The organism is Cupriavidus sp. 05N39, from assembly GCF_056397325.1.
On the sequence record NZ_JBFTNE010000404.1, the window covers coordinates 1 to 370 of the forward strand.

Genomic DNA, 370 nt, shown 5'->3' on the forward strand with positions numbered 1-370 from the left:
GCTGCAGGCTGATCTGTTCCCAGCCGGTGAAGCGCGCCACGCCGCTGGTGTTGACGTTGTTCATGGTCAGCACGTCGGTGCCCAAGCCGCCGGTGAACAGCGGCAGTGCGCCCAGGTGGCTGTTGTTGAGGTTGCTCAGGGTGGTGACGTCGTTGCCCTCGCCCATGTCCACGGTGCCGTACACCACCCCGCCGCCGGACCAGTCCAGGCGGTCGTTGCCGGTGCTGGCGCGGATCTCGCCGCGCACGGTGCCGCCGGTGATGGTGATCGCATCGTCGCCGCCGCTGACGCTGATGTTGCCGCCGATATAGCCGTCGGACAGGATGATCGTGTCGTTGCCGAAGCCGGTGACCAGGTTGCCGTCGATGGT

The 370-nt window shown here is 67.0% G+C and carries 1 protein-coding gene; it reads right to left on the reverse strand.

Features of this window, described 5'->3' with window-relative positions:
* The coding region (locus AC1DN0_RS41915; RefSeq protein ID WP_477146732.1) for a hypothetical protein at positions 1 to 370 on the reverse strand (370 nt) is incomplete at both ends.